General features: G+C 36.2%; 18 protein-coding genes. 17 read left to right on the forward strand and 1 reads right to left on the reverse strand.

Annotation, left to right across the window (positions count from 1 at the left end; genetic code table 11):
* Positions 1 to 3: 3 nt before the first annotated feature.
* The 17 genes from F903_RS02885 to pgi all read left to right on the forward strand — a co-directional run bounded on the left by F903_RS02885 (position 4) and on the right by pgi (position 19,614).
* The gene (locus F903_RS02885; RefSeq protein ID WP_005194468.1) at positions 4 to 861 is read left to right on the forward strand and encodes an ATP-grasp fold amidoligase family protein; all 858 of its coding nucleotides are present in this window, start codon (positions 4 to 6) and stop codon (positions 859 to 861) included.
* Complete coding sequence (locus F903_RS02890; protein ID WP_005194470.1) at positions 861 to 2,027, forward strand: nucleotide sugar dehydrogenase; 1,167 nt, start codon at positions 861 to 863, stop codon at positions 2,025 to 2,027. Before F903_RS02885 ends, F903_RS02890 begins: the two co-directional genes overlap by 1 nt.
* Positions 2,027 to 3,160, forward strand: a complete 1,134-nt coding sequence (locus F903_RS02895; RefSeq protein ID WP_005194473.1) for a glycosyltransferase — start codon at positions 2,027 to 2,029, stop codon at positions 3,158 to 3,160. The genes F903_RS02890 and F903_RS02895 overlap by 1 nt, the downstream gene beginning before the upstream one ends.
* A complete protein-coding gene (locus F903_RS02900; protein WP_005194475.1) occupies positions 3,157 to 4,353 on the forward strand; it encodes an O-antigen ligase family protein in 1,197 nt (398 codons plus the stop codon). Before F903_RS02895 ends, F903_RS02900 begins: the two co-directional genes overlap by 4 nt.
* A gap of 156 nt (positions 4,354 to 4,509) precedes the next feature.
* Entirely contained in the window at positions 4,510 to 5,559 is a 1,050-nt protein-coding gene (locus F903_RS02905; protein WP_155757041.1) for a glycosyltransferase family protein, read from the forward strand.
* Between the two features lies 1 nt (position 5,560).
* Positions 5,561 to 6,736, forward strand: a complete 1,176-nt coding sequence (locus tag F903_RS02910) for a glycosyltransferase (RefSeq protein ID WP_005194480.1) — start codon at positions 5,561 to 5,563, stop codon at positions 6,734 to 6,736.
* Positions 6,737 to 6,748: 12 nt separating this feature from the next.
* On the forward strand, positions 6,749 to 7,795 hold the full coding sequence (locus F903_RS02915) for a polysaccharide biosynthesis protein (RefSeq protein ID WP_005194482.1): 1,047 nt from the start codon (positions 6,749 to 6,751) through the stop codon (positions 7,793 to 7,795).
* Between the two features lies 1 nt (position 7,796).
* Positions 7,797 to 8,909: a UDP-2-acetamido-2,6-beta-L-arabino-hexul-4-ose reductase gene (gene wbjC, locus F903_RS02920; protein WP_005194484.1), complete on the forward strand. Its 1,113-nt coding sequence runs from the start codon at positions 7,797 to 7,799 to the stop codon at positions 8,907 to 8,909.
* A gap of 13 nt (positions 8,910 to 8,922) precedes the next feature.
* Positions 8,923 to 10,053 carry a non-hydrolyzing UDP-N-acetylglucosamine 2-epimerase gene (gene wecB, locus F903_RS02925; RefSeq protein WP_005194486.1) on the forward strand — a complete coding sequence of 377 codons (1,131 nt, stop codon included), beginning with the start codon at positions 8,923 to 8,925 and terminating at the stop codon, positions 10,051 to 10,053.
* 11 nt (positions 10,054 to 10,064) lie between these two features.
* Positions 10,065 to 11,261 carry a glycosyltransferase family 4 protein gene (locus tag F903_RS02930; protein WP_005194488.1) on the forward strand — a complete coding sequence of 399 codons (1,197 nt, stop codon included), beginning with the start codon at positions 10,065 to 10,067 and terminating at the stop codon, positions 11,259 to 11,261.
* 2 nt (positions 11,262 to 11,263) lie between these two features.
* Entirely contained in the window at positions 11,264 to 12,202 is a 939-nt protein-coding gene (locus F903_RS02935; RefSeq protein WP_005194490.1) for an NAD-dependent epimerase/dehydratase family protein, read from the forward strand.
* A gap of 8 nt (positions 12,203 to 12,210) precedes the next feature.
* Positions 12,211 to 13,215, forward strand: coding sequence for an MraY family glycosyltransferase (locus F903_RS02940; RefSeq protein ID WP_005194492.1), 1,005 nt, complete (start codon positions 12,211 to 12,213; stop codon positions 13,213 to 13,215).
* Positions 13,208 to 13,735, forward strand: coding sequence for a PglD-related sugar-binding protein (locus tag F903_RS02945; RefSeq protein ID WP_005194494.1), 528 nt, complete (start codon positions 13,208 to 13,210; stop codon positions 13,733 to 13,735). The genes F903_RS02940 and F903_RS02945 overlap by 8 nt, the downstream gene beginning before the upstream one ends.
* Before the next feature lie 163 nt (positions 13,736 to 13,898).
* Complete coding sequence (locus F903_RS02950) at positions 13,899 to 15,773, forward strand: polysaccharide biosynthesis protein (RefSeq protein WP_005194496.1); 1,875 nt, start codon at positions 13,899 to 13,901, stop codon at positions 15,771 to 15,773.
* A gap of 13 nt (positions 15,774 to 15,786) precedes the next feature.
* Positions 15,787 to 16,662, forward strand: a complete 876-nt coding sequence (galU, locus tag F903_RS02955; protein ID WP_005194497.1) for a UTP--glucose-1-phosphate uridylyltransferase GalU — start codon at positions 15,787 to 15,789, stop codon at positions 16,660 to 16,662.
* 16 nt (positions 16,663 to 16,678) lie between these two features.
* Entirely contained in the window at positions 16,679 to 17,938 is a 1,260-nt protein-coding gene (locus F903_RS02960; RefSeq protein ID WP_005194499.1) for a nucleotide sugar dehydrogenase, read from the forward strand.
* The gene (pgi, locus tag F903_RS02965) at positions 17,938 to 19,614 is read left to right on the forward strand and encodes a glucose-6-phosphate isomerase (protein WP_005194502.1); all 1,677 of its coding nucleotides are present in this window, start codon (positions 17,938 to 17,940) and stop codon (positions 19,612 to 19,614) included. Before F903_RS02960 ends, pgi begins: the two co-directional genes overlap by 1 nt.
* 60 nt (positions 19,615 to 19,674) lie before the next feature.
* Here the strand turns inward: pgi and F903_RS02970 are convergent, their stop codons facing one another.
* A complete protein-coding gene (locus F903_RS02970; RefSeq protein WP_005194504.1) occupies positions 19,675 to 21,045 on the reverse strand; it encodes a phosphohexomutase domain-containing protein in 1,371 nt (456 codons plus the stop codon).
* Positions 21,046 to 21,078 lie beyond the last annotated feature (33 nt).

The raw sequence follows: 21,078 nt of genomic DNA on the forward strand, positions 1-21,078 counted from the left end.
TGTATGTATAAAATTTTAATGTTATTTTACTCGATACTTCATAAAACTCTTCCTTATAATGATAGGGTTGATTTTTTTATGAATTATTTAAAATTTTGTATTTGGCAGAAGAGATTTCCAAAAAAACAAAATACATTTAATGATTATTTGTTTAACATAAAAAGCTCTGATGAAATGTTGAACCCAATTCGTCAGTTTATTAGTGATAAATATTTGGTGAAAGATTATATTCGAGCCAAAGTGGGGGAGAAATATAATGTTCCAACAATAGCTATTTTTAATAGTTACGAAGAGTTGGAAAATTTCGATTTTCCAGAGAATTGTTGTATAAAACCTACACAGGCAAGCCAAGCAGTTATTTTGAGAAAGGATAATGAGCCTATCGAAATTCCTCCAATTAAAGATTGGTTTAATCTAAATTATTATAAAAAAACAAGAGAAAGAAACTATAAATACTTGAAGCCAAAGGTTATTGTTGAACCATTGTTGTTTAAAAGCAAAGACTTAATGGATTATCGTTTGTTCTGTTTTAATGGAAAAGTAAAAATAATTGGAATTGATGTCGGGAAATATACTGGGTATAAACGAGTTTTTTATAGCCCTAAATGGGAGAAACAAGATTTTTCCTTACATTACCCTCTTTTTGAAGGTGAGTTAGAGTGCCCAAAAAACCTACAAGAAATGATTGCTGTAGCAGAAAAATTGGCTGAAGATTTGGACTTTATTCGTATTGACATTTACTCAGATGGTGAAGAATGTTTTGTTGGTGAAATAACAAATTGTCATGCTGGTGCAAACCAAAGATTTGTACCTGAATCTGCTGAAAAGAAAGTATCTGAAATAATTTTTGGTGAGTCTTAATGAATATTACAGTTGTTGGTACAGGGTATGTCGGTTTATCAAATGCAGTCTTATTTTCAAGACAACATTGTGTAACTAGTTTGGATATTAATGCTCAGCGTGTAGAATTACTGAGTCAAGGAATATCGCCTATTGTCGACGAATATATTGAAAAATTCTTAAAAGAAGAAAAATTGAATTTAAATGCAACATGTGATCCGAAGCAAGCCTACTCAGAAGCGGATTACATCATTATCGCAACACCAACAAATTATGATTCAGACACAAATTATTTTGATACTTCATCAATAGAGAGTGTTATCGCTGAGATATTACCACTGAATTCAAAGGCAATCATTATTATCAAGTCCACGATTCCTGTTGGATATACCTCACAAGTTAAAGAAAAATTTAATACTGAGCAGGTGATATTTAGCCCAGAATTCTTACGCGAAGGTAAGGCATTGTATGATAATTTATATCCTTCCAGAATTATTGTAGGTGAAAAATCTGAACGAGCAGAGAAAATAGCTCAACTGTATCTAGATGCGACTATCGATCAAAAAGCACCAACGTTGTGTATGGAGTCGACAGAAGCTGAGGCGGTCAAGTTGTTTTCGAATACTTATTTGGCGATGCGTGTCGCCTACTTTAATGAGCTGGATACCTATTGTGCCAAACATGAGTTGAATAGTCATGATATCGTTCAAGGTGTAAGTTTAGACCCCCGAATTGGACAACACTATAACAATCCATCATTTGGTTATGGCGGATATTGTTTGCCTAAAGATACGAAGCAACTATTGGCAAACTATAAAGACGTACCACAAAATTTGATTCAAGCAATTATTCATTCGAATAAAACACGCAAAGAATTTATTAGCAAAGAAATCCTAAAAAAACGACCAAATGTTGTCGGTATTTATCGCTTAACGATGAAAGCTGATTCGGATAATTTCCGTGATTCTGCCATACAAGATATTATCCGAGAGTTGGAAGAGTATAATGTTCAGATTGTTATCTTTGAGCCAACGCTCAATGTAGAGACTTTTGAAAACTATGTTGTAAACAATGATTTAAGTGAGTTTTTGCGTGAATGTGATGTTATTTTAGCCAATAGGATGCATGCTGATTTGAGTACTGCAGAAGAAAAGGTCTACACACGTGATTTATTCGGTGAAAATTGATGATTAATGTGGCTATTGTTGTTATTACGTATAATCGTTTAGATAGCCTTAAAAGGCTCATACATTCATTGCTTCTCGCAAATTACGATGATCAAGTTGATTTAATTGTTAGCATTGATCGTAGTGACATTTTTGAAAAGATGTACAATTATGCTTCAACTATACAATGGCCACATGGCAAAGTAGAAATTAGAACAACTCCTGTACGTCTTGGCTTAAAGCAGCATGTAATGCGTTGCGGGGAAATCTTACAGTCTTACGAGCATATTGTTGTGCTTGAAGATGATCTCTATGTTTCTCCAGGATTTTATCAGTATACAAAAGAAATGATCGTCAAGTATGAAGCGGATGACGATATCGCAGGGATATCTTTGTATAACTATCCGCGAAATCAATATGCAAACTTACCTTTTTATCCTCAACAAGATAAATTTGATGTCTACTTTATGAAGATTGCTTCAAGTTGGGGGCAAGTATGGTCACGACATAAATGGCAATCTTTTTTAAATTGGTTACAAGAAGATAAAAAGCTAGAAGACATGCATATTCCTATGCATATCAAAAGATGGGATGATAAGTCTTGGTTGAAATTTCATCATGCATATTGCGCTTTGGAAAACAAATACTTTGTATATCCTAGAGTTGCATTGAGTACCAACTTTTCTGAGCCAGGTGAGCATGCAAGTTTAGATTCGACTTATCAAGTAGAGATATTGAAAGATATTAAGCACGATTATAAGTTACCAAATAGCATCCACGAAGCAATTAGGTATGATGAGTTTTTTGAAAATGAGAATATAAAAGAAACTATACCTTATCACAATGTTAGTATTGACCTATATGGTCAAAAATATCTATACAATCAGTATGTTCTAAGTACGAAACAACTTAATTTTGAGATAGTGGAAAGTTACGCGTTAAGGATGAAGCCTTGGGAGGCGAATGTTATTGCTGGAGTGAAAGGTGAGGGGATTTATTTATACAATATTGGTAAGCGTGAATTTAAAAATAGATTTAAAGTTGATAATAATGTTGTGGTATATAAATATCTTTTTAGAATTAACAGTCCAAGAGAAATATTTTATATATTAATTAGTCAAATTAAGGGAAAATTTTTTGGATTAAAAAAATGATATTTAATAAAAGCAATCTGTCTAATTTAATATTTTTTTTGGTAGTGATTGATATATTGATACTTCCATACTTTCCTTTCTTTGCAATCAATAATTTATTTTTCCTGATTTTTTTTGATTTTCTTTTTAAAAGAAAATTAGTGGTAGATAAGAAAATATTTTTTTGTTTTTTATTGTTTGTAGGGGTCTCTCTAATTTCAACGGTCCTTTCTTTTTTTAATGATAAATATAGTCTTGGGGTTTTTTCAGAAAATTTGAAGCGTTTCTTTCAGCTGATTTTATTTTATTTATTTTATTTTTACTTTTATAATTTTTTTTCAAGAAATGAATCTTCTAAAAAAATTATTTTAATCTTAGATGTTTTTTTTGTTTCTGTATTTTTTTGGTCAATTATATATTATATTTCATTGGATACATTTCTAACTCTTAAAAATATATTTAATAGTAATGATAGTTTTATTGAAAGGTATTACCTGGGTGAAAATCAATATTATAGATTTAGCTACATTTGGACTGATCCAAATAATATAGCATATGCAATATTGGGTGTATTTGTTTTTTGTTTATTTAACCTTAAGTTAAATATTAATAAGATTCTGCTTTATTTTTTTGTGGTTTTATTCGTGTGTTTAAACTCAATGAGTACCTCTGCATGGTTAATTTTATTAACATTTGTACTACCTTGTTTTATTTATAGGTTGAATATTAAAAATCCAAGAAATCTCGCCTTTATAGCTTTGGTAGCTATGGTTGTCATGTTCTTTGGTATGAGGTTTATTTCAAATATTTTAGCATCTGATGTAGCTGTTAATTCATTTGAACGTTTTCAAGAAAATAATATTGGTACAGAGAGTGGTGGTTCACGATTTGAAATTTGGAGCAATGTTTTATCATATTATAATGGTGATCTGTATAAGTATATTTTTTGGGGACAAGGGTATCAGCTACATTACAAGGATATACTAATAAAACCTCATAATGGTATTTTATTGATATTTTTTGCATATGGTTTTTTTGCGTTAATATTTTTTATGTATACTTTCTTTAAATTTAAAATAAATAAAAAATATTTTTTTATTATTCCTTTTTTCCTTTGTTTTTTTATTAATGTTATGATTGGTGAGTTGAAGTTGTTTTTATTGTATATTTTTCTATTGGCGTTTGTGAGGGCTGAGAGCTCTAAACGATGTTAATGCTAATATGGGTTTAGAAGAGTTTTAGAGATGGTTTTTGTATTGAGAGGATATTTTAACTAGAGTGTTTATAAATGCTGAGCTGTATTTAAAAGACTTTAAGTTAATATTTTTAATGGGTTTTACGTAAAAATGAAAAGTATATATGTTCTTCGAATGAGTTCCTCCAAAAAAACTTTGTCTGTAGCTGGAGATTTGGTCCAAAGGCAGATATTTGAAAGTGTAGAGTGCCGTAATGGTAATCAAAAATACTTTGTAGCAATCAGTCCTGCACCTGTATGGCCAAAAGGTCCTTTATTTATTAAAGGAAGTAAGCAAGATGATGGCAAGTTTATTAGTTATCTAAACCTTCCAGTTTTACGGGAATTAATATTTTCACTCTGTATTTTGATGAGTTTGGGTAAAGCTAGTGCGGTTATTCAATATAATAGCTATTTTTTTACTAATTTAGTTATAGTTTTATTTAAGAACATTATGAACTATAAGTCAATTATTATATTGCAAGACTTTAGGGTTGGTACTCTATTTTCAAAGAAAGATTTATTTGCAGATAAAATAGCGTCTAAGTTACTTAGATATTTTGATGGATATATCCCGATTACAAATAAATTTATAGAGTATTTTCATTTGGATGCAGAGAAAAGTGTGGTTTTCCCTGGGGCTATAACATTACATGGACTTGATTCTTTATCAAAGATGAAAGATAACACCTTGGAAGATTTTGCCGTTTATGCTGGTGCACTAGAGAAGCATAATGGTGTAAAGAAACTGGTTGATCAATGGATAGCTCAGTCTATAAGTACTCCATTGCATATATTTGGGCGTGGAAGCTTACAAGAGTATATCGAGTCTCTGCAAAACAAAAATATTGTTTTTCATGGTTTTAAGAGTTCAGAATATGTTTATTCATGGCAAGTTAGAGCAAAATTTAATTTTTGCTTTAGATTTAGTGATGGTTTGGATGAGGAGTTCTTTTTCCCATCTAAATTCTTTAACTTGGTATGCTATAAGGGTCAACTAATTGTGAATGACTTTAAGAATCTACCAAGTGATCTAAAGCCATTTTTATTAATTGTTGAGGAAGATCTTTCTAATCTAAACCTAATTATGCAGAAACCTGATAGCGATCTAAATCTGAGGTTTGAAGCTATCTCTAAATATCAATGGAAGTTTCCTGTTTCAAATATTTTAAAGAGAGTAGAGTAAAATGCTTCCAACGATATTAATATTGACTCCTTACTTTTTGCCTGGGTTTAAAGGTGGTGGACCAGTAAAGAGCATTGCCTCTATTGTATCTTCTTTGTCAGAAAACTATCAATTCAAGATTTTATGCTACAACTTTGATCTTGGTGGTTCAATTTACGAGGATGTTGTAGAAAATCAATGGTTAGATTTTTCTAATAATGTGCAAGTATTTTATTCTTCGAAATCCGAATATCGTAATAATTTAAATAGTATCTTAAAAAATACTCATTATGATATCTGTTATTTAAATAGTTTTTTCTCATTTAATTTCTCTATTTATCCTCTGATTAAAATCGCTTCTAGTAAAAAAATTATTCTTGCACCTAGAGGTGAGTTTTCACCTGGAGCATTGTCACTAAAGCCGATTAAGAAAAAAATATTCTTATCTCTTTTGAGGTTCACCCCAATTTTTAATAAGATTTCTCGCTGGCATGCGACGTCAGAACTTGAAAAAAATGATATCGAAGAAATAATTAAATCTTATAGATTTACTCGTCAAGATCAGATTGAAGTGGTACCTAACTTATCATTGAATCTGGTGAATAATGCGAGCAAGCTACCTAATCATTTGAAGTGTTATTTAGATACATTAGTAGATAATGGTAGTTTGAATATCTGCTTCTTATCTAGAATATCTCCTAAGAAAAATTTACATTTAATTGCTAGTATTTTGAAAAACTGTTCTGCAAAAATTAATTTTGATTTTTATGGGCCTGTTGAAGATACTGAATATTATAATTTTTGTTTATCGGAATTTTCTCAAATAAGTTCAAACGTAGTTGTTAACTATAAAGGTGAGGTTTCACCAGTTTTTGTTTCCACAGTCCTTTCCAAATATGATCTGTTCCTATTTCCCACGCTCGGTGAAAACTTTGGGCATGTTATAGCAGAAAGCTTCTCTGCGGGAACTCCCGTTTTAATTAGTGATCAAACACCTTGGCGCGAACTTAATGATACCGGTGTTGGGTGGGATTTGAGTTTGAGTAAGGTTGAAGAATTTTCAAAAGTTATTGATAATTATGCAAATTCAAGTCTGGGTGACAGAGCTGATAAACAATTGAAATGTTTGAAGTTCTATGAGTCAAATTTCAATAACTCTTCAATTGTAGCGAATACTATCAATTTATTTAAATTTTAATGGATATTTAAAATGGAAAAAAGCTATTTTTCTGGTAAAACACTGCTCATCACAGGTGGTACAGGCTCATTTGGTAATGCTGTACTCAAACGCTTTTTAGATACTGAAATTAAAGAGATTCGTATCTTTAGCCGTGATGAAAAAAAGCAAGATGATATGCGTAAGAAATACCAGTCTTCTAAGCTAAAATTTTATATTGGTGATGTGCGTGATTTCAATAGTGTATTGAATGCAACACGTGGTGTTGATTACATTTATCATGCTGCTGCATTGAAACAAGTACCTTCATGTGAATTTCATCCAATGGAAGCGGTGAAAACGAATGTTGTTGGTACAGAAAATGTTTTGGAAGCTGCGATTCAGAACCGAGTAAAGCGTATCGTTTGCCTAAGTACAGATAAAGCAGTTTATCCAATCAATGCGATGGGTATTTCTAAGGCTATGATGGAAAAAGTTATTGTAGCTAAATCGCGCAATTTAGAAGATTTAGATACGGTTATCTGTTGTACGCGTTACGGCAATGTTATGGCATCACGTGGTTCAGTGATTCCGTTGTTTGTAGATCAGATTCGTCAAAACAAACCTTTGACGATTACTGATCCAAATATGACTCGCTTTATGATGACGCTTGAGGACGCTGTAGATCTAGTTCTCTATGCTTTCGAGCATGGACAAAATGGTGATATTTTTGTTCAAAAAGCTCCAGCTGCAACTATCGAGGTTTTAGCTCAAGCATTAAAAGAATTAATGGATGTGAGTGAATACCCTCTTTCTATTATGGGCACTCGACATGGTGAAAAAGCTTATGAAGCTTTGTTAAGTCGAGAGGAAATGGCGGTAGCTATAGATCAAGGCTACTATTTCCGTGTACCAGCTGATCAACGTGATTTAAACTATGAAAAATATGTCGAAACGGGTGATTTAAAAATTACTGAGCTCGAAGATTACAACTCACACAATACTGAGCGTTTAGATGTTGAGGGTATGAAGAATCTTCTACTCAAATTAGATTTTGTACGAGCATTGACGCAAGGTCAATATATCGATCCAGAGGCTTAAAATGAAAGTTTTGATAACAGGTTCAAATGGCTTTATAGCAAAAAATTTGATTCAATTCTTATCTGAAAAGTCTGAGATTGAAATTTTAAAGCTACATAGAGAATCTTCAGAGCAGGAGCTTGAAAAGCTGGCTTTATCTGCAGATTGGATCGTTCATCTAGCTGGTGTGAATCGCCCGCTGGATGACAGTGAGTTTATTGAAGGAAATGTTTCTCTAACTGAAAGAATTGCTCAAGTTCTAAGAAAAGCCAATAGACTTACTCCTGTGATTTTATCTTCATCAATTCAGGCTGAGCGTGATAATGCATATGGAAAAAGTAAATTAGGTGGTGAGCAAATATTGTTGAATTTGCATCAACAGCAGGGAAACCCAGTTTACATTTGTCGACTAGCTAATGTTTTTGGAAAGTGGTCACGTCCAAATTATAATTCTGCGGTAGCAACGTTTTGCCATAACGTTGCTAATGATTTACCAATACAAATCAATGATCCAATGGCCGTCATCCGATTGGTTTATGTTGATGATGTTGTAGAAACTTTTTGGAATATCATCAATCAGACGATAATTGTCGAACAGACTTTTGAAATACAACCTGAGTATGATATTACAGTTGGTGATTTAGCTGAGACTTTAAAAGGATTTAAAGGCTCAAGAGAAACGATGATTACTGATCATGTTGGAGTAGGATTAACCAGAGCGCTATATTCAACCTACCTTAGTTTTTTAAGACCTGAGCAATTTGATTATAGTGTACCTAAATACGGCGATGCTCGTGGTGTATTTGTAGAAATGTTGAAAACGCCTAATGCTGGTCAGTTCTCTTATTTTACCGCTCATCCTGGTATTACTAGGGGGGGGCATTATCACCATACCAAGACTGAAAAATTCCTTGTCATTAAAGGGAAAGCCTTATTTAAATTTAAGCATGTAGTTTCAGGTGAGTTTTATCAACTCGAAACGCATGGTGATGAGCCAAGAATTGTAGAAACAGTTCCTGGATGGACTCATGACATCACCAATATTGGTGATGATGAAATGGTCGTGATGCTATGGGCAAATGAAATTTTTGATCGTAGTAAACCTGATACTTATTCAATGCCAATTACAGATTAAGAGTTGAATCGTTGTGAAAAAATTAAAGTTAATGACCGTTGTAGGTACGCGTCCTGAAATTATCCGTTTGTCTCGAGTGATGGCAGCATGTGATCAATATTTTGATCACATTTTGGTACATACAGGGCAAAACTATGATTACGAATTGAATGAGATTTTTTTTACAGACTTAGGGATTCGCAAGCCTGATCATTTTTTAAATGCTGCGGGTGGAACTGGTGCGGAAACGATTGGTAATGTGATTATTACCGTCGATAAAATTTTAGATGAAGTACAACCAGAAGCATTATTGGTTCTTGGTGATACCAATAGCTGCATGGCTGTTTTACCTGCTAAGCGTCGTAAGATTCCAACATTTCATATGGAAGCAGGCAATCGCTGTTTTGATATGCGTGTTCCTGAAGAAATCAATCGTCGAATCGTAGATCATACAGCAGATATCAATTTAACTTATAGTACGATTGCTCGTGATTATTTATTGGCTGAAGGTTTGCCTGCTGATTTGGTGATCAAAACAGGCAGTCCTATGTTTGAAGTGCTGAATCATTACAAGGCCAAGATTGAAGCATCAGATGTGCTTGAGCGTTTGGGCTTGAAAGAACAGCAGTACTTTATTGTGAGTGCACATCGCGAAGAAAATATCAACTCTGATCAAAACTTCCTAGATCTTGTTGCTATGTTAAATGCAGTCGCTGAAAAATATCAGTTCCCTGTTATCGTTTCTACACATCCAAGAACACGAAAACGTATTGAGCAACTCAATATTGAATTTCATTCTTTGGTTCAGTTATTAAAACCGCTTGGTTTTAGTGACTATAATAAACTACAGCTTTCAGCTAAAGCGGCTTTATCTGATAGTGGAACAATCAATGAAGAATCTTCGATTTTGAATTTCCCTGCATTGAATTTACGTCAAGCGCATGAGCGTCCAGAAGGTATGGAAGAAGCTGCGGTTATGATGGTGGGGTTAACTGCCGAACGAATCTTACAAGGTCTAGAAATTTTAGAGTCTCAAGCACGCGGAGAAGAACGTTTATTACGCTTGGTGGCCGATTACAGTATGCCAAATGTGAGTGATAAGGTCGTTCGTATCATTATGAGTTATACAGACTATGTAAATCGTGTGATTTGGAAGAAATACTAGGGCTGTCAAAGATGAAAAATAAGATCTATTTAATCACTGAGTATTATCATGAAAATCAGAATACAACTGGATATTTGTTAGGTAAACTTTATGGTTTCTTGAATCAGCAAAGTGATATAGATCTTGTTTTGATTGCCAAAAAAGATGATAACTGCCCCAAACACAAAAATGCACATTTTATAACCTCCCCAAAGTTAAATAAAAAAAGTTTGTTAAAGCGACTTCTATATGAAATTATCATCTCTTTGAAGTTTTTTTGGGAAATCTTAAGAAATGTAAAAAAGGGAGGTATCGTTTTTACAGGTACTACGCCGATTTTTCTACTCATGGTTATCTTTCTCACAAAAAAAATAATTGGATATAAATGGGTTTTATTGGTACATGATGTTTTTCCAGAGAATTTAATTGCCGCAAATGTATTAAAGAAAAATAGTTTTTTATACAAAACTTTAAAATACTTTTTTGATAAAATATATGCGAGTGCCGATCAGGTGATTGTGATAGGACATGATATGAAAGAGTTGGTGTATGGAAAAACTAACTTAAATAATATTCATGTTGTCCAAAACTGGATAGATTACGATGATGTTGAAGTACAGAGCAAATTGAATAATAAGATTTTAAAGGAGTTATCTTGGAATAACTCTAAATCAATAGTTTTTCAGTTTTTCGGTAATATTGGTCGTGTTCAAGGCGTTGATATTATCTGTAAAGCAATTCAAAAAATGCATTATCGACATTTGGCAAAATTCATTTTTATTGGGGATGGTGCTTACGCCTCGATTCTAGAAAACCAAATTAATGAGTTAAATCTTGATAACGTAATATATTGGGGACCGCTTGATCAAAAAGAAAAGTCGACTGGTTTAAATGCTTGTGATGTCGCACTTGTGACGTTAACAGAGGGTATGTTGGGGTTAGGAGTACCAAGCAAGTCCTACTTCACAATGGCGGCGAATAAGCCAATTCTAGCGATTATGGATGTTGATGCCGAAGTATCATGTATGGTTAAGGAGCATAATATAGGTTGGGCTGTTTCACCGAATAATGTTGATGCTTTAGCAGAAAAATTAGATGAAATTTCTTCCAGTTTTAATCAGTTAGTTTTGAACTCACCAAGAGATGTGCTGATCAAAAATTATGCAGAGCCAATTGCAATGCAAAAAATCCTAAACATTATTAGAAAATTAGATGGGTATGAGAGCTAACAATGAAAGTATTAATTACAGGTAGCAATGGTTTTTTGGGAAAGTTTCTCTGTGATTATTTATCCGAACGAAATGATTCGATTGTCGCTCACACTCGGCTTCCAAAACAGTATTCATGTCCTAACATAGATAATATAAATTTTGATTTAAATGAAAACCTAGATAAGTTCGACTTTAAAGGTGTTGATGCAATCATACATTGTGCTGGGCGTGCCCATGTGATGAACGAAACAGCGTCTTCTCCTTTAGATGCATACAGACATATTAATGTTGAGGGAACTTTGAATCTTGCCAAGAAAGCTGCTCAAAGTGGTGTAAAACGTTTTATTTATTTGAGTAGTATCAAGGTGAATGGTGATGAAGCCACTCAACAAAAACCATTTACTGCTGATGATCTAATTGATACAGATGATCCCTATGGTTTATCTAAATATGAAGCTGAGCAAGCATTAACTAAACTGTCTTCAGAAACAGGCTTAGAACTTGTTATTATCCGTCCTGTTCTTATTTATGGTCCAAATGTAAAAGCTAACTTTAAAAGTATGGTTTCACTTGCTTCCAAAAGAATTCCTCTGCCGATCGGATGTTTAGATAATAAACGCAGTATGGTCAGTGTTTATAACCTCGCTGATTTGATACAAGTATGCTTGTCGCATTGCAATGCACCTGGGCAGGTTTTTCTGGCCAGTGATCAAGATGATATTTCTGTGAAACAGCTTTTTGAGCAGTTAGCAGCTTTTCAAAATAATAAATTAATCAAAATACCTGTACCTAAAAGTCTAATATTCCTCTTTGCTAGTCTCGTTGGGCGTTCAGCAATCGCATCTCGCTTGTGTTCTGAGCTAGTTGTAGATACGTCAAAAAATACACAAGTACTCGATTGGAATGCGCCATACTCGACAGAGCAAAGTTTGGCTAAAATGTTTAGAGAAATGAAATAGGTTTAATGATGTTTGTTCTTACTTTCTTTTTACTTTCTTTTATGCTGACTTATCTTATGCGGATATATGCACTGAAGAAAAACATTATAGATAATCCCAACGAACGGAGCTCACACAGCATTCCAACGCCAAGAGGTGGAGGTGTAGCCGTTGTTATTAGTTATCTTCTAGGATTAGTTGTACTTATTTATCTTAGCTATTTATCTCTATCTATTGGTCTAACACTTATAGCGGCTTGTTTTACAATTGCATTGCTAGGTTTCTTGGATGACCATGGGCATATTAATGCTTTGGCGCGATTAGCCGTTCATTTCCTTGTCGCGATTGCTGCCGTGGTTTCATTGGGTGGTTTTTCTGAAGTTGGATTATTTAATGACACTATTCAGCTGGGATGGTTCGCTAATATTATTGCGGTACTTTTTTTAGTGTGGTTACTGAATCTGTATAACTTTATGGATGGCATTAATGGTATTGCCAGTATTGAAGCGATTTCAGCAACTGTGAGCATGGGCAGCATTTATCTCTTGTTTATATCTGGACTTTCGAGTCAGGCACTTTTTCTATTAGCAGCCTGTACCGCTGGTTTTTTACTATGGAACTTTCCCAAAGCGCGTATCTTTATGGGAGATGCGTGTAGTGGTTTCTTAGGGTTGGTTTTGGGTATTCTTGCGTTAATAGCGTTAAAACAAGATGTTGCCTTATTTTGTGCTTGGTTGATTTGTTTGGGCGTATTCGTTGTCGATGCAACCTTTACTTTGATTCGTCGTGTGATTAATGGTCACAAGATGTATGATGCACATAGAAGTCATGCCTACCAATACGCATCTAGAAAGTATAATAGTCATACCGTTGTGACATTTGGAGTATTGGCGATTAATGTTGTATGGCTGTTGCCAATTGCATATCTAGCATCGCAAAGTGTTTTGATGCCAGAACTCTTAATTTTAATTGCTTATATTCCATTGATTCTTTTAGCCATATATTTTGGTGCAGGTAAAACAGAAAATGCTTAAGCAAGATGTTTTGTTGATTTTAGGTGCAGGTGGCCATGGCAAGTCTGTCGCGGAAGCTGCATTACTATCAGGACAATGGAGCAGTATTGTATTTGCTGATGATAGTTGGCCTCAAAGAACAGAATTCGCTGGTTTTCCGATTGTTGCGAATTTAGAGATGATTGTGCAAATTGTGCCTAATATTTCAGCTGCCATCCCTGCTGTCGGAAATAACCATGTTAGACAGGTTTGGTTTCAAAAACTAAAGGAATTGGCGATTCCTATCGCAACAGTGATTCACCCTTCTGCAATGATCAGTCCGACGGCTGAATTGGGAGAAGGGAGTTGTATTTTAGCGGGATGTGTTATTGGTGTTGATGTTAGGATAGAACAAGGTGTAATTGTGAACCTAAGTTCGGCTATTGATCACGATAGTGAGATTGGAATGTTTGCACATCTTAGTGTTGGCGTTAAAATTACAGGAAATAAAATGGTAGCTCCTTTTACTTTTTTATCAGCAGGCTCAATCCTTGCGCATTAAATATGCAGCTAAAATTGCAAATATAATCAAAGTAAACCATAGGATATGAGACGTATATCCTGCTATTTTAAGTATTGCGTATTTGATGTGTAAAAGTTATTTTCAGTTACATTAGAAGTGCGTATAAAGTTCGAACTGAATGTGGGATGATTAGAAGATCACTGTGAAAAAGATTATTCATCAATTTGCCTCAGCACCAAGGCTGTATAAACAATTCTTCCTTGTTTTTTTGGATGTGTTAGCTTTTCCTATTATTTTGTGGTTGTGTTATGTCATCCGTTTGTTTGATTTGAAAGCAGAAGTTGTTTCAGGCATCGATCATGGATCTTTGTTCGTTAGTTTGATTGCGATTTGTAGTCTTGCACTTACAGGTGTCTATCGTTTTATTGTCCGCACCTTTAATGAAGTTTTTATCGTCAAACTCGCATTGGCTGTTTTTTTGACTATGTTGGGTTTATATGCACTGACATATATTACCAAAGCACATATTCCGATGTCTATTCCGTTTATGTTTGGTTTTATGATGTTTACTTGGGTTTGGATGAGTCGAGCATTCGTTCGGTTTGTGGTCAAAGTTTCATTCTATTCGGAGTTGGGGCGCAAGCGGATCGCGATTTATGGTGCAGGTGATGCAGGACAGCAAATTGCAGCGGCATTACATCGTTCTGATGATCATCTGGCGATCTTTTTTATTGATGATTATGCGTCGTTACAAGGGCAAATCGTTGGCGGTTTAAACGTTTACTCTGTTGAAAAAGCCTTACAGCGTTTTGAAAAAGAACATATTGATGAAATTTTACTTGCACTGCCTTCTGTGGGGCGAGTGCGAAAAACTGAAATTATTCAACAGTTTGAATCTTCAGATTTAAAAATTACTGAATTACCAGGCTTGACCCAGTTGGTCGATGGAGAAATACGAGTCTCGGATATTCAAGAAGTGGATATTATTGATCTACTCGGGCGTGATCCTATTCCGCCTATTGCCCATCTTTTGGTTAAAAATATTCAAGATAAAGTGGTGATGGTCACTGGTGCAGGTGGTTCGATTGGTTCAGAGTTGTGCCGTCAAATTATTAAGAATCAACCGAAACTATTAGTTTTATATGAGTTAACTGAATTTGCTTTATACAGTATTGATAAAGAATTACGTTTAACTGCAAACTGTGAGATTGTATCGATTTTGGGTACGGTGCAAGATCAGCAAAAATTAGAACGAATTCTTGAACAATATCATGTACAAACGGTCTATCATGCCGCTGCTTATAAACATGTGCCTTTGGTTGAATGTAATCCGATTGCAGGTTTGAAAAATAATGCGATTGGTACGGCAAACAGTTTGAATGCGGCTGTCGAAAAAGGGGTTGAAACATTTGTACTGATTTCAACCGATAAAGCGGTGCGACCAACCAATGTTATGGGAGCATCTAAGCGTATGGCAGAGTTATACTGCCAAGCGGTTGCTGAAACTAAACCCAAGACTCAAATTAGTATTGTTCGTTTTGGTAATGTTTTAGGCTCTTCAGGTTCAGTGGTTCCCTTGTTTAAACAGCAAATCGCAGTGGGTGGTCCGATTACCGTGACTCATCCAGACGTGACGCGTTATTTTATGACTATTCCAGAAGCATCGCAGTTGGTGATTCAAGCAGGTGCTTTAGGATCAGGTGGCGACGTATTCTTGTTGGATATGGGAGAGCCTGTTCGAATCCAAGATTTGGCACGTCAAATGATCAAATTGAGTGGTCTAAAAGTTCGTGAGCTTGGTTCGACTGAGGGTGATATTGAAATCGCATATAGTGGTTTACGCCCAGGCGAAAAGCTCTATGAAGAACTATTGATCGATCAGGATAATACTGAATATACGCAACATACTCGGATCTTACGTTCATTTGAAAAGCATTATCCTTTACCAGAGATACAAGCGATTTTTGCTAAAATCAATCAAATGACGGCCGTTGACCATGATGTGGATTGGGCTTTAATGCAGCTTGAACATTATGTCGATGGGTATAAACGTAGCGGTGACGTTCGAGTTAACTAAATTGAGAAATAACATGATCAAAAAAGCAATCTTACCTGTTGCAGGTTTAGGTACACGGTTTTTACCAGCGAGCAAGTCAATTCCAAAGGAAATGGTCACCGTTGTGGATCGCCCAGCGATTGAATATGTGGTTCGAGAAGCGGTAGAGGCAGGCATTGAACAAATTATTTTGGTGACTCACTCTTCCAAGGCTTCGATTGAGAATTATTTTGATCGTAATTTTGAGCTTGAAACGACCTTAGAGCAAAAAAAGAAATTTGATTTACTCAAAGAAATTACTGAGATTTTACCCAAACATATCAGTGTGATCAGTGTGCGCCAGCCTCAACCTTTAGGCTTGGGTCATGCGGTATTGTGTGCCAAAGATATTGTTGGTGACGATGCTTTTGCGGTGTTATTGCCAGATGTGTTGGTGAAGAACGCTGTTTCTGAAAATGATTTATCACTTATGATTCAACGTTTTGAGCAGTCTCAGGCTGCACAAATCATGGTTGAGGCAGTTCCTGATCATTTAGTGGATCAGTATGGTATTGTTGATGTGGCGGTTGCACCGAATGAAGGCGAAAGTATCGTCATGCAGGGTATTGTTGAAAAACCTGCTGTAGGAACAGCACCTTCAAATTTATCTGTGGTTGGCCGTTATATTCTGCCTGCTGAAATCATGCAATTATTGGAAAATACCCCACGCGGGGCTGGAAATGAAATTCAGCTCACAGATGCCATTGCAGCATTGCAAAAAACGCAAGCTGTTGAAGCTTATCGGATGAAAGGTCAGACTTTTGATTGTGGTAGTAAGCTTGGATATCTCAAAGCGGTGTTACACTACGGTATTGAACATCCAAAATTGGGTAAAGATTTCAAGGGCTTAATTCGTGAATTAGCACTATAGTTCAGGATTAATAGTTATGAAGATTGCAATTTTTGGCAATACCCTATATGCAGGGGTAATGTCCGCTTTATTATCGGAATCAGGTCATTTTGTATATTGGTGTTCGCATCCCAGTGCCGTAACAGGTGATCTACAGTATTCATTTCACGATGAAAATGTCAGTCGGCTGCTGGAAAAACAACAGAGCAGTGGTTTTCTCAACTATCGTGATCTGGATGGTATCCCTTTAGATATTGATGTCTATCTGTTTAGTTTTAATCAGACGCAAGAAGCGCAAGTTTTTCAACTTTTGCAATCGTTAAGACAACGTCCAATCATCCATCCTAAATTGATGATCAATGCTTCAACCTTTGGTTTGCATGGCACTGAGAAATTCCAACAGATCTTGTCAGATGATGACTGGGTCTATTTGCCTGATACTATGCAGGAAGGTAATGCTTTACAGAGCTTAACGCAGGCGAAGCAGTTGATCGTTGGGTGTATGCAAGTTGATGTGCAAGCAAAAGTGAAAGAACTATTACGGCCTTTTTTCCCATTGGCACAGCATTATTTATTCATGCCTGTTTTAGATGCGGAATTCACTAAGCTGAGTATTTCTGGCATGTTAGCAACACGGATTAGTTATATTAATGATCTTGCAGTTGTGGCAGAAAAATTGGGTATTGATATTGCCTCGGTACGTCAGGGCATGGCTGCGGATAATCGGATTGGTGCAGCTTATTTAGCACCTGGTGCTGGTTTTGGTGGTGAGAACTTTTCGCATGATATTTTGACACTTTCCAATACTGTGGCCAATACAGGGGTCAAAAGCCAACTGCTTGCTCAAGTGTGGGAGATCAACGAGCAGCAGAAAGAAATCTTATTCCGTAAGTTTTGGAATTATTACCACGGTGATTTACAAGGCAAAACAGTTGCCATTTGGGGAGCTTCTTTTAAAGAGAATACCTCGAGTATTCAACAGTCCCCGATTCATCAAATGTTGGCTGCACTCTGGGCGCAGGGGGTAACTGTTCAGTTACATGATCCGCAAGCCTTAGAAGAAATTAGTACGATGTATGGTCAGCGTGATGATCTTATCTTATGTGATGATCAATATGCGGCTGTTCAAAATGTTCATGGTTTATGTGTTTTGACGGCATGGAAACAATATTGGAGTCCTGACTTTAAGCGATTGGCACAGTGTATGACACATCCGTTGGTGTTAGATGGACGTAATATATATGACCCACAGTATGTGAAAGCACAAGGCTTTGCATACATGGGCGTGGGGCGTTAATGATGATGAATCCTATGCATCCATTTCCAGTCAAAGATCAGCGTACTGTATTGGAACACTTATCTCGTTTGAAAGCACAATTTAAAGAAATGCACCTGAATCAATTATTTGCTGCGGATGCATCACGTTTTAACAAGTTTTCAGTGGAATACGATCAAATTGTTTTAGATTTTAGTAAACACCGGATTGATCAGCCTATTCTAGATGGATTAGTGGATTTAGCGCACAGCCAAGATTTAACGCAATGGATCAAAAAACTATTTTCATCAGCGCAGATTAACTTCACAGAGCATCGTGCTGCGATGCATTGGGCCTTAAGGTTACCAAAAACCAGTCCAGATTTTTCTAATATTAATCAGCATGTTCAAGCACAACTCGAGCACATGTATGCCTTGGTGGAAAAGATCCATACTGGACAATATCGTGGTGCAACAGGTGAAGTGATTCAGGATGTGGTGAATATTGGGGTGGGCGGATCTGATCTGGGTCCATTGATGGTGACGCATGCACTGTCAGATTTTAAGGTCAAGACCGCAAAACCCTTGGATGTTCATTTTGTTTCAACCATGGATGGTAGTCAGCTTTCGGCATTACTCCATCAGCTACGTCCTGAAACGACTTTATTTATTATTTCGTCAAAATCTTTTGGTACGATTGATACGCTTTCGAATGCCGAAACGGTACGTCAATGGTTAGAAAAATCCTTGGGTACAGATGCCAAAATTCTGACCAATCATTTTATTGGGGTTTCAACCAAAGCAGAAAAAATGACGGAATGGGGAATCGCTCCTGATAAGCAATTGTTATTGTGGGATTGGGTGGGCGGTCGTTATTCACTGTGGTCATGTATTGGTTTGCCCATCGCATTAATGATTGGTGTGGATGGGTTTAAGCAGCTTTTAGCGGGTGCTTATGCGATTGACCAACATTTCCAAACCGCACCGTTTGCTCAGAATATTCCAGTATTGATGGGGTTGTTGGGCATTTGGAATAATAATTTTCTTGATATTCAGACCCATGCTGTTTTGCCTTATGATGGTCGACTTAAGTATTTTGCCTCCTATCTACAACAATTAGAAATGGAGTCCAATGGTAAGTCAACTCAACGTAATGGTGAAAAAGTAGAAACGGCAACCTGTCCAATTGTATGGGGTGAAGTGGGTCCAAATGCGCAGCATGCGTTCTATCAGTTGTTACATCAAGGCACACATTCGGTCAGCTGTGATTTTATTGCTCCTGTTAAACGGTATAATGCCAATCAATTTACCTATGTCGAAAGTGCCGATGCATTGGTTGAACAGCATCATCTCGCATTATCAAATTGTTTAGCCCAATCTCGTTTATTGGCATTTGGTAATCAGGCACTCGGAGCAGATGAACTCAGAGATTTACCCGCATATAAACAATACGAAGGCAATCAGCCAAGTTCGACCATTTTATTAAAAGAGTTGAATCCTTATAGTTTAGGTATGTTGATTGCGCTTTATGAACATAAAGTTTTTGTGCAATCTGTACTATGGAATATCAATCCATTTGATCAATGGGGCGTAGAAAAAGGCAAAGAAATCGCGAATCAGCTTTTGCCAATTTTAAACCGCGAACAAGATGATTTATCTGTATTTGATGCATCGACACAAGGTCTATTGAGAGTATTATTAGGCAAGACAGAAACTTAAAATACGATTGTGCTATAGAAGGAAATCTTTTGGTCTAAAAAGATTTCCTTCTTTTGTTTGCTAAGCTGAAATTAAACGCGTCAACTCATCGACATAAACCTGCATTGGTTGAGGGTTTTTGTCGGCACGGCTTTCAATATTCAAGCGCAACAACGGCTCTGTATTTGATGCGCGTACATTTAAACGCCAGGCACCAAAATCAAGACTTACCCCATCAGTACGGTCGATCTGTGGATTTTGATCGGCATAATGATCAAAGATCTTTTGTACCGTTGCCTGTGTATCAGCGACTTTAAAATTGATCTCACCACTACATGGAAATTTTTCAATCATATTTTCAACGAGAGTCGAAAGTGATTGATCTGTTTCAGAAAGTAGCGCAACGGTGAGTAGCCAAGGGATCATCCCGCTATCGCAATAAGCAAAATCACGGAAATAATGATGTGCACTCATTTCGCCACCGTAAACGGCATTGTGTTCACGCATCACATCTTTAATAAATGCATGACCAGATTTTGACTGTACTGCAATCCCTTGGTATTGATCGACAATATCAAAGGTGTTCCAAACCAGACGTGGATCATGCACGATCTTCTCACCTGATTGTTTGATCAGGAATGCTTGAGCCAATAAGCCAACGATATAATAGCCCTCAATGAACTGGCCTTTTTCATCGAATAGGAAGCAACGGTCAAAGTCACCATCCCATGCAATCCCCATATCGGCTTGATGTTTAAGCACTGCATCACGAGTGCTGTCACGATTCTCGATCAGGATCGGATTAGGAATACCATTTGGGAATGTGCCATCTGCTTCGTGATGAATCTTAATAAATTCCACTGGAATATTGAGCTGTTGGAACTTCTGTTCGATCGCATCAATCACATGACCAGCTGCACCGTTACCAGCATTTACCACCAATTTAAGCGGTTTAATTTTTTGTGGGTCAATATAGGTCAGTAGGTGCTCGATGAACTCAGGCAGAATATTATAGTTTTCTGTCGTACCTTTTTGTACGACTTCAACGAACTGACCTGATTCAGCTAAGGCTTGAATCTCTTTTAAGCCTGTATCCGCACTGATTGGACGGGCATTCTCGCGGACCAATTTCATGCCGTTGTAATCCATTGGATTATGGCTGGCAGTGATTTCAATACCGCCCTGAACATCGAGGTGGAATGCACCGAAATAGACTTCTTCAGTCCCTATCATCCCTAAATCAAGTACATTGATGCCTGCATCATTGAGACCACGAATGGTGGCTTGTTTTAAGCCTTCACTGCTTAAACGGATATCACACCCGATCACCACAGTTTTCGGTTGATAGATTTGCCCATAAGCGCGACCAATCTTATAGGCAATCTCTTCATTGAGCTCTGTACCGAGTTTGCCACGAATATCATAGGCTTTAAAGCAAGTGAGTTGTGTCATATTTGAAAGCGCTGTTTGTTGTTTATTAATACC

The sequence above is a fragment of the Acinetobacter sp. NIPH 298 genome (genome assembly GCF_000369505.1).
In the GTDB taxonomy this organism is placed as follows: domain Bacteria; phylum Pseudomonadota; class Gammaproteobacteria; order Pseudomonadales; family Moraxellaceae; genus Acinetobacter.

Bases quoted from the DNA above. Each gene is read 5' to 3' on its own strand.
- F903_RS02885 (WP_005194468.1), top strand. From the start codon at position 4: ATGTATAAAATTTTAATGTTATTTTACTCGATACTTCATAAAACTCTT.
- F903_RS02890 (WP_005194470.1), top strand. From the start codon at position 861: ATGAATATTACAGTTGTTGGTACAGGGTATGTCGGTTTATCAAATGCA.
- F903_RS02895 (WP_005194473.1), top strand. From the start codon at position 2,027: ATGATTAATGTGGCTATTGTTGTTATTACGTATAATCGTTTAGATAGC.
- F903_RS02900 (WP_005194475.1), top strand. From the start codon at position 3,157: ATGATATTTAATAAAAGCAATCTGTCTAATTTAATATTTTTTTTGGTA.
- F903_RS02905 (WP_155757041.1), top strand. From the start codon at position 4,510: ATGAGTTCCTCCAAAAAAACTTTGTCTGTAGCTGGAGATTTGGTCCAA.
- F903_RS02910 (WP_005194480.1), top strand. From the start codon at position 5,561: ATGCTTCCAACGATATTAATATTGACTCCTTACTTTTTGCCTGGGTTT.
- F903_RS02915 (WP_005194482.1), top strand. From the start codon at position 6,749: ATGGAAAAAAGCTATTTTTCTGGTAAAACACTGCTCATCACAGGTGGT.
- wbjC (WP_005194484.1), top strand. From the start codon at position 7,797: ATGAAAGTTTTGATAACAGGTTCAAATGGCTTTATAGCAAAAAATTTG.
- F903_RS02930 (WP_005194488.1), top strand. From the start codon at position 10,065: ATGAAAAATAAGATCTATTTAATCACTGAGTATTATCATGAAAATCAG.
- F903_RS02935 (WP_005194490.1), top strand. From the start codon at position 11,264: ATGAAAGTATTAATTACAGGTAGCAATGGTTTTTTGGGAAAGTTTCTC.
- F903_RS02940 (WP_005194492.1), top strand. From the start codon at position 12,211: ATGTTTGTTCTTACTTTCTTTTTACTTTCTTTTATGCTGACTTATCTT.
- F903_RS02945 (WP_005194494.1), top strand. From the start codon at position 13,208: ATGCTTAAGCAAGATGTTTTGTTGATTTTAGGTGCAGGTGGCCATGGC.
- galU (WP_005194497.1), top strand. From the start codon at position 15,787: ATGATCAAAAAAGCAATCTTACCTGTTGCAGGTTTAGGTACACGGTTT.
- F903_RS02960 (WP_005194499.1), top strand. From the start codon at position 16,679: ATGAAGATTGCAATTTTTGGCAATACCCTATATGCAGGGGTAATGTCC.
- pgi (WP_005194502.1), top strand. From the start codon at position 17,938: ATGATGATGAATCCTATGCATCCATTTCCAGTCAAAGATCAGCGTACT.
- F903_RS02970 (WP_005194504.1), bottom strand. From the start codon at position 21,045: ATGACACAACTCACTTGCTTTAAAGCCTATGATATTCGTGGCAAACTC.